The organism is Micromonospora sp. M51, from assembly GCF_018070305.1.
Lineage (GTDB): Bacteria > Actinomycetota > Actinomycetes > Mycobacteriales > Micromonosporaceae > Micromonospora > Micromonospora parva.
Genome location: NZ_JAGPXZ010000292.1, coordinates 1 through 7,062, shown reverse-complemented (window position 1 = coordinate 7,062; position 7,062 = coordinate 1). Strand labels below are relative to the sequence as shown.

Below are 7,062 nucleotides of genomic sequence, written 5' to 3'. Positions count from 1 at the left end.
CCCGCCGACCTCAGCGACGACGCCGGCGCCGAGACACTGGCCGCCGCCGTGCGCGAGCGCTTCGGTCAGCTCGACGTGCTGGTCAACAACGCGGGCGCGACCTGGGGCGCACCGCTGGAGGACTACCCCGAGGCCGCGTTCGACAAGCTCTGGGCGGTCAACGTCAAGGCCGTCTTCCGGCTCACCACCGCGCTGCTGCCGGCGCTGCGCGCCGCCGCCAGCGCCGACGACCCGGCCCGCGTGATCAACATCGGGTCGATCGACGGCATCCGGGTGCCGATGATGGAGGTGTACGCGTACTCGGCCACCAAGGCGGCCGTGCACATGCTCACCCGCAGCCTCGCCCACCAGCTCGCCGGTGAGCAGATCACCGTCAACGCGATAGCGCCCGGCCCGTTCGAGAGCAAGATGATGGCGTTCGCGCTCGACGACCCGGCGAGCCGGGCCGCCATCGAGCAGCAGGTGCCACTGGGCCGCATCGGACGCCCCGACGACATGGCCGGCACGGCCATCTACCTCTCGTCACGAGCCGGCGCGTACCTCACCGGCGCGGTCATCCCCGTCGACGGCGGCATCACCACGCACGGCTGAGCACCGGCCGACCCGGGGCGCGCTGTCCGCGTACCCGATGGGCGTGTGCCGGGGCCGCGCGGACTCGGCAGATCCGCGCGGCCCCGGTGTGGCCGGTGTTGCAGTTTTCGGTTGGTCAGCGACCGGCGAGCAGCCGGTTCACCGCCGTGTCGACGTCCAGGTGCTCGGCCTCACGGCCGCGCGGGACGACGACGTAGGTCCGTCGAAGGAAACGCACCAGGACGCTGCGCGGCACCTCGAAGAGGGCGTTGCCGTCCGGTGACGAGAGGGCCAGCGCGACGAAATCGCCGCGCGGTGTGGCCCAGGGCCAGACCCGCACATCCCCGATGCCGGCCGGCTCGTCCAGGCCGGTGACCAGAAGTTCGCGAGCGAACGACCAACTCACCGCCTCGCCCCCGGCCGATTCGGCATGGAACAGGACATGGACCGCATACGGGTCAGCAGGGTCGTAACGCAGACTGGCACGCACCGGCAAGGCGGTGGCGTCAGGTGCGACGAGCCTTAGCGACGTCTCGACCTCTACGGTCGTCGGTCGGATGACACTCATGGACGTTCTCCCCCCGGCACCGCTGCGGAACGCGCGTGTCCCGCTTTTCCCATACTCAGGTGCTACTCCTGGCTACGCTCCGCCATACGCTGACTTCACCCAGTGGTGGGAAGGGGGACGGAAAGGCCGCGTGAATGTGAGCATTCATGTAGGATTTCCGGTTCTGCCCAGTGCGTGATCCCGCCCGGCATCGGGTGGCTCAGTCGTCGACTTACTCCGGTAACGTCCAGTCGGCCGTTGCAGTGACGGGCCCGAGCGACACTGGGGGGTGAAATGGTGACGAAGCAATCCTCATTGGATGCGGCGGCGGCGCCCGGCCCGCCGAAAGTCGCGGTCCGAGCAGCCGAAAAGCGGGGGTACGGAGTGCCGATGAAGCAGCCCGAACGGGCCGGTCGGCCGGCGTCCGACGCCGGTCGTTCCGGTGGCGATGACGCCGGTGCCGGTCGTCGTGGTGGCGCCGGTGCGGATCGCGGCAGCGATGCCGGTGGCGGCGTCGTCGCCGTGCAGGACCCACCGCGCCGCCCCCGCTGGCGCGAGCGGATCTCACTGACCCTCGACCTCATCCGCGCCAACCCCACCGGCCGGATCGCCCTCAAGATCTTCATCGCGATCGCCGGGGCGCTGGTGGTGACCATCGGCATCGCCCTCATCCCGCTCCCCGGACCGGGCTGGCTGTTGGTCATCGCCGGCCTGGGCATCTGGGCCGTCGAATACCACTGGGCGCGCCGGCTGCTCGGCTTCACCCGTCGCCACGTCCACGGCTGGACGCGCTGGGTGACGAGACAGTCGCTGGCGGTGCGACTCGTGCTCGGCTCCGTCGGCCTGGTCTTCGTGGCCACGGTGGTCTGGCTGTCCCTCAAGTACAGCCTCGGCATCGACGTGGTCGCCGAAGCGATGCGGTACCTCGCGACGCACTGACCCCGGATTTCCGGTCCGGTTCCACGATCGGGTAGAGTCACAGGCGCTGAGGGCGATTAGCTCAGTGGGAGAGCGCTTCGTTCACACCGAAGAGGTCGCTGGTTCGATACCAGCATCGCCCACTCTCAGTTCTGGCAGTTCAGAGGCCGCTTCCCGGGTTCGGGAGGTGGCCTTTTTGCTGCCTGTACAGCAGCCGGGGTGTGTGGCGCTGCCGGGAGGGCGGTGAACGTGACTGAAGTGTTGAGGGTCCAAGACCTCCGCCGGGTGTGCGGTGTGCTGCTGGACATGGTGGAGGAGCGGTTCGGCGCGGAGATCGATCTGTCCCGTGTCGATGTCGACCTCTACTGGAACGTCGACCTGGGGACCGCGTTCGACCTGAAAGATGTTCCGGAGTCAGGGCTCGACGTCGGGCAGATCAGTGACGACGTGGCAGAGCTACATGCACTGCTGCGCCGTCCGGCAGGCGACGTGCCGGTGCTCTGGCACGACCTGCAACACCTCGCCGGTGTTTTGAGGCTGCTGGCCTACCTTGACCTGCCAGCCGTCAACGCTGGCGAGAGCTGAAGGAGCACCAGCGTCACCGCTGCCCGGCCTGACCGGCTGGTGTGTCAGACGCCGCGAGAATCGCCGAGTCGCTTGAGTGTCGCGGGTCGCGGCGAGGTGACGTTCGCTGGCTTGTCTGGTGCGTCGCTACAGCTCGCCCGAGAAGTAGTTGCAGATGGCCTGGTGCTCGTGGTTGTAGCAGTCCAGGCACAACCGTTGCCCGTGCCGCGGATCGTCTGCGTTGTGGCGGGCGAAGCCACGCTGCGGGCTGACGTGCTGGCAGGCGCCGGCGGCACTTCGGGCGCGGCAGGGAGCGGGGCCAGCAGTCGCAGCGCTGCCGGGTGGCGCAAGTGTGACGGGCGACGTGCCGGTGGTAAACCGTGCCGAAGGACGGGGCGGTGAAGGTGGCGAAAAGGGCCGGGTTTCGACCGACCGAGTCGCGTACACTCTTGCCGCCGGTCAGGCCACAGCGGACGACCTGGTAGGCGTCACCGGCGTAGACCCAGGAGCAGTCCGGGCACTGCGATTCGCGGCGGTTTCCGCACTCCTTGTATAGCGCTTGGCATCAGGAATTTAGCATATCCGTAAGGTCTTTCGCTCCCGATACAATCGCGCATGACGTCGCAAGGATTGCCAGCCATAGCATCGCTGTGTCCCGCCTGCTGCCTTCTAGTCTCACTGTCGTAGGAATCGCCTCTTCCTGCTGTGAAGCGCCTGAAGACGTAGAAATGCGACGTGGCTCGGTAGGTAGGGCCTGGCGGTGAACGCCGAACCTTGCAAAGAATTTTGCCCATAGGTGCCCCCTTGCCTGTGGGCAGCCAAAGAGAGTGCCTCTTGTCGGATTGGGACAGGGTTTGTCGGCGAGGGTTGAACGCCACAGCGTGTCGGAATCTCGAAGGCGAACAACCAGGCCGGGGCCGCAATGGCCGCTGAGAAGGTCCAGCCAGCCATGTACCAGTCCTTCTCGAATAGTGCTACCGCCGAGAACGCAATCAAGGAGAAGATGGCTGCGAGAATCCAGGCGGCTTGATATCGCTTGGGCAGACCTCTCCCCACGGCCCCTCCGACGCAGTTGATGTGACGGCTACCTTACTCTTCGGGTTGGTGCTCACGAAGGTTGTGGCCAATCTCCGACTGATGTCTTGCGCAGCTATGGAGAGACGGAGACTCATGATGGCCGCAACATCAGCGGCTCCCGAGGCCGTTACGGTTCGAACTCTCCCGCCCGGAGTGCCGCCAGCCCGGGTGACTAACTTAGTGACTGCGGGTGCGACGGGCGCAGGACGACCATGGACCTGCGTGGACGCTTGCCGCTGTCGAACACGCCTGCTACCCCACGTCGGTGATCGTGTTGGTTGCCTGGGGGTCAAGGAGTTCGCCGGGTTGACGTTCATAGAAGCATCGGGATTGCGAACTTCGATCGGCTGGTGGGTGACGGTAGTTCGTGCTCGCGGCGGAATTGTAATATTTGTGCCTACTCTTAATTTTCGAGAAGCGCCGTCAAAAGTGCACCCAACGTGGTGCCGACGATGCCAGTTATGAAACCAACGCGCAGGCCAACCTGGATGTCTCGCCGGGTGTTCGCTCGCTCCTTATAGAGTTCTGCCCGCGACTGTTGATCAAGCCACCATCGCTTTGGGCTTCGACGGAATCGTTGCTCGAAAGGCCCGCTGCGAGCCATGGCAGTCTTGAAGGCAAGTGCCACCACGATTGCTGCCATAACTCGGCCAGCCCAATTGTTCCAACTAAGCGCAAGCCATGTCCAACAGATAATAAGGGCGGTGAGTAGCGCGATGTTGATTAGCGAAGTTACAAGGAGAGCTTTTCGCTGGGCAGGCAAAGACCCACGTGGCGCCTGCTGTACAATACTTTTGATTCTCGATAGAACCTTGGTCATAGGCTCGCGCCGTTCAGGAGATGCGAGGACCATCTCGATGCGAAGGCCATCGGGAGAAATCTGCAGGCCGAGAATCGTCCATTTCGACTGTTCCGCTGCGTCGATTTCACCTGAAATGCGTACCTGATAAACTTCGGCGACGCTAGCGGTTGCCAAGTCGGATACTTCACGATATGTGTCCATGCCGTCGCCGAGCGGAGCGCACGTGATTTTAGGCGAATGTATATCGACTTCTCGGAAGAGGAGGATGATCTCGGCGATATCATCCACATTAAGTCGGATCGGCCCACTCTCGAAGGCGCCGTTATCGTATTGAGTGGTAATTCTGTCTCCGTACAGCCAGCGCAAGGTTCGATCCTTATCCAGGGTAGGTCAGGCATCTAGCGGCCGGGTGCGCCGGCTCGCGAGTCCCGTCGATGAGGAGCAGGTCCAGGCCGTCGCCAGGTCGTCGGAGAGTGATCTTGAGGGATCAGCGACGACATTGCCCAGGTGGTGGAGCGTGAGCAGTCCGACCAGCAGACCGTGGGGAAGACTCTTACCTGAAGGTGTTTGAACTGAGGGGTGGCAGCAGAAGATTCTCAGGCTCGTACCCAGAACTGCCAGTCATCAGGCGCGGAAGGCCACGACGGATCGGGACGCCAGCCCTGCGGCGGGACCCAACCTGCGGGCGGGGGCGGCCACCCCGGCGGAACGGCGAACCGCCATTGCTGCACAGGGGCAACATCGCGCCCTGGGCTCTCTGTGGTCGCTTGCTGTGCTGACCGGGCTCCTTCGGCCGCTGGCGGCGCATCCAACCACGCATCGGTCAGTGAACTGGCCTTGCATACGTTCAGGGTGACGTCGGCCTTTACCCGGTTGCCCTTGAGGACTGCACGGGCGCCCGTCAACATGCCGAGTTCCGAGAGGTGGGAGAGCACCGGCAACATCTCGGCTGATGTTGCGGGGCTCAGGGTTCCGGCGGGCTCGCCGTTGACTCGAACCTCTACCAGCGTTCGCGTCGATCGAGCCCGTTGCTGCTCAACCTGGTGCAACGTCACATAGATCCAGCACTCGCCCTGCGGGCTCACCAGCTGAGCCAAGTGAGTCATGTACTTTTCTTCGCCCGTCACCTGGACGACGCGGCCTTGAGGAAGCATCACATGCAGGTCGACCGGCGGCATGTTCGCTGGAACGATCATGTGCGGTTCAGCTAGGTCGAGAGTCACCGATCCAACGAACTGGGGTCGCCGTCGACCGTCCCAATCTTCGTCATCCCGTCCCCAGATGCGGGCTCGGACCTGAGGGGTCCAGCCCTGGTTGACGAGCGCCGTGAGGGCCGGCGAGTACACCTTGGCTTGGTCTCTTGGCAGATACCCTAGAGTCTGACCACCGTAGACGACCTTGACAGCGTTCGGGTCGAAGCGGTTGGTGGGCTCCGGGATGAGGTGGACATCCTTCTCCACCTCAGACCCGTACGACTTGAAGTCTGCCCCGAGTGTTGCTCGGATCTCCTTGGCGTAGTTGGACTCGCCTACAACCTCCTGGTTGCACCAGCCTCGCTGGCCCCACAGGTCAAATGGTCGGGTCATTGGCGGAGGCTACCGCTCCTGACCGAGCCCTCGTCAGCCCACTGCCGTGCAGGTGTCAGGTAGTCGACACCGCGTAGCCGAGATGTCAGGCAGCGAGGCAGCAAGGAGGCATCGGAAGCCTTGATTGGGGTCGGTACGGAACGTCAATCGATGAGTCCAGGCCCCTGCTCGTCCACCCAGGGCATCACCGGCTGGCAGCAGCCGACAGTATCGGTTCGCATCCCCAGCGGGGGTCACCTCGATCGTCGGCGGACTGACTGTCGACAGCACCGCTGCCAGCAAAGCCCGACGGGCAGCAGCACGTTGACGAGCCCTGACATGGACGAGGTTCCGAGCGCGCAGCCGTCCCCGGAAATGTACGGACGGGGTGCGCTGAGCTCGTACACGATCTATGGCAGCGGGCATGGTGTCGATAGGTGGCGTTGGCCTCATAGGCTGTCGGGGTGTCATGGCGCCCCTCGTGGACGACGTTGCTGGCCGGGGTGGGCGCTGCGGCGGCCCTGGCCACCGGGTGTCTGCTCGACTGGATCAAGCCTACCTTCGCCGAACAGATGCCCGTGACTGCAAACATCGTGGCGGGGATCGCCTTGGTTCCGGCGGAGATCTTCGTCGTCTACGGCGTCGTCGACCGGCTGTTGTCGCGCCGACGCCAGCAACGATGGGCATTTGTCGCGGCTGAACTGGTGCAGGCGATCGGCGAGAAGTGGTCCGATCTCCGTGGACTGCTTCTGTTCATGCGTCGGCCTGGTGGTCATCTGGACCCAGAAGCTTTGATCGCAGGAGCCGAGCGTGTGTGGGAGGCCTTGCATATTCAGGACGAGGCACAGCCGGATGGAGTCCGCGGCAGTGCGGATGCTCGATGGGAGTTGCCAGACGGTTACGACGAAGCCTTAGGCGGTGCCCTCATCCTCTGGATACTCCTGTGGCCCGCAGGACTAGACGCGGAACGCGAGGCCTTGCAGCGTCGGTTGGCGAATGTCCTGATTCCGCGTCTGGCA

General features: G+C 64.4%; 7 protein-coding genes, 1 tRNA gene and 1 pseudogene. 5 read left to right on the top strand and 4 right to left on the bottom strand.

Going from position 1 to position 7,062, the window contains the following annotated elements:
• Positions 1 to 591 (top strand): SDR family oxidoreductase (locus tag KBX53_RS17050; protein WP_210860292.1); only part of this gene is annotated, 591 nt, incomplete at its 5' end.
• Between the two features lie 115 nt (positions 592 to 706).
• Here KBX53_RS17050 and KBX53_RS17045 read toward each other — a convergent pair.
• Positions 707 to 1,138 (bottom strand): SsgA family sporulation/cell division regulator, encoded by a 432-nt coding sequence (locus KBX53_RS17045; protein WP_007457244.1) that lies wholly within the window; start codon positions 1,136 to 1,138, stop codon positions 707 to 709.
• 273 nt (positions 1,139 to 1,411) lie between these two features.
• Between KBX53_RS17045 and KBX53_RS17040 the strand changes: the two genes are divergently transcribed.
• From KBX53_RS17040 to KBX53_RS17030, 3 genes are all read left to right on the top strand, one after another.
• Positions 1,412 to 2,056 (top strand): TIGR02611 family protein, encoded by a 645-nt coding sequence (locus KBX53_RS17040; RefSeq protein ID WP_247675753.1) that lies wholly within the window; start codon positions 1,412 to 1,414, stop codon positions 2,054 to 2,056.
• Positions 2,057 to 2,106: 50 nt separating this feature from the next.
• Positions 2,107 to 2,178, top strand: a tRNA-Val gene (locus KBX53_RS17035).
• A 151-nt stretch (positions 2,179 to 2,329) separates the two neighbouring features.
• Entirely contained in the window at positions 2,330 to 2,620 is a 291-nt protein-coding gene (locus KBX53_RS17030; RefSeq protein WP_036411797.1) for a hypothetical protein, read from the top strand.
• A 129-nt stretch (positions 2,621 to 2,749) separates the two neighbouring features.
• Here KBX53_RS17030 and KBX53_RS36390 read toward each other — a convergent pair.
• The 3 genes and pseudogenes from KBX53_RS36390 to KBX53_RS17020 all read right to left on the bottom strand — a co-directional run.
• A pseudogene (locus KBX53_RS36390) lies at positions 2,750 to 3,161 on the bottom strand (replication initiator); the annotation flags it as partial.
• A gap of 918 nt (positions 3,162 to 4,079) precedes the next feature.
• A complete protein-coding gene (locus KBX53_RS17025; RefSeq protein WP_210860288.1) occupies positions 4,080 to 4,844 on the bottom strand; it encodes a hypothetical protein in 765 nt (254 codons plus the stop codon).
• A gap of 230 nt (positions 4,845 to 5,074) precedes the next feature.
• The gene (locus KBX53_RS17020) at positions 5,075 to 6,064 is read right to left on the bottom strand and encodes an HIRAN domain-containing protein (protein ID WP_210860286.1); all 990 of its coding nucleotides are present in this window, start codon (positions 6,062 to 6,064) and stop codon (positions 5,075 to 5,077) included.
• A gap of 443 nt (positions 6,065 to 6,507) precedes the next feature.
• Between KBX53_RS17020 and KBX53_RS17015 the strand changes: the two genes are divergently transcribed.
• A partial coding sequence (locus KBX53_RS17015; protein WP_210860285.1) for a hypothetical protein occupies positions 6,508 to 7,062 on the top strand: 555 nt, incomplete at its 3' end.

Excerpts from the sequence above, each read along its gene's own strand:
- KBX53_RS17045 (WP_007457244.1), bottom strand. The coding sequence starts at position 1,138 with ATGAGTGTCATCCGACCGACGACCGTAGAGGTCGAGACGTCGCTAAGG.
- KBX53_RS17040 (WP_247675753.1), top strand. The coding sequence starts at position 1,412 with ATGGTGACGAAGCAATCCTCATTGGATGCGGCGGCGGCGCCCGGCCCG.
- KBX53_RS17020 (WP_210860286.1), bottom strand. The coding sequence starts at position 6,064 with ATGACCCGACCATTTGACCTGTGGGGCCAGCGAGGCTGGTGCAACCAG.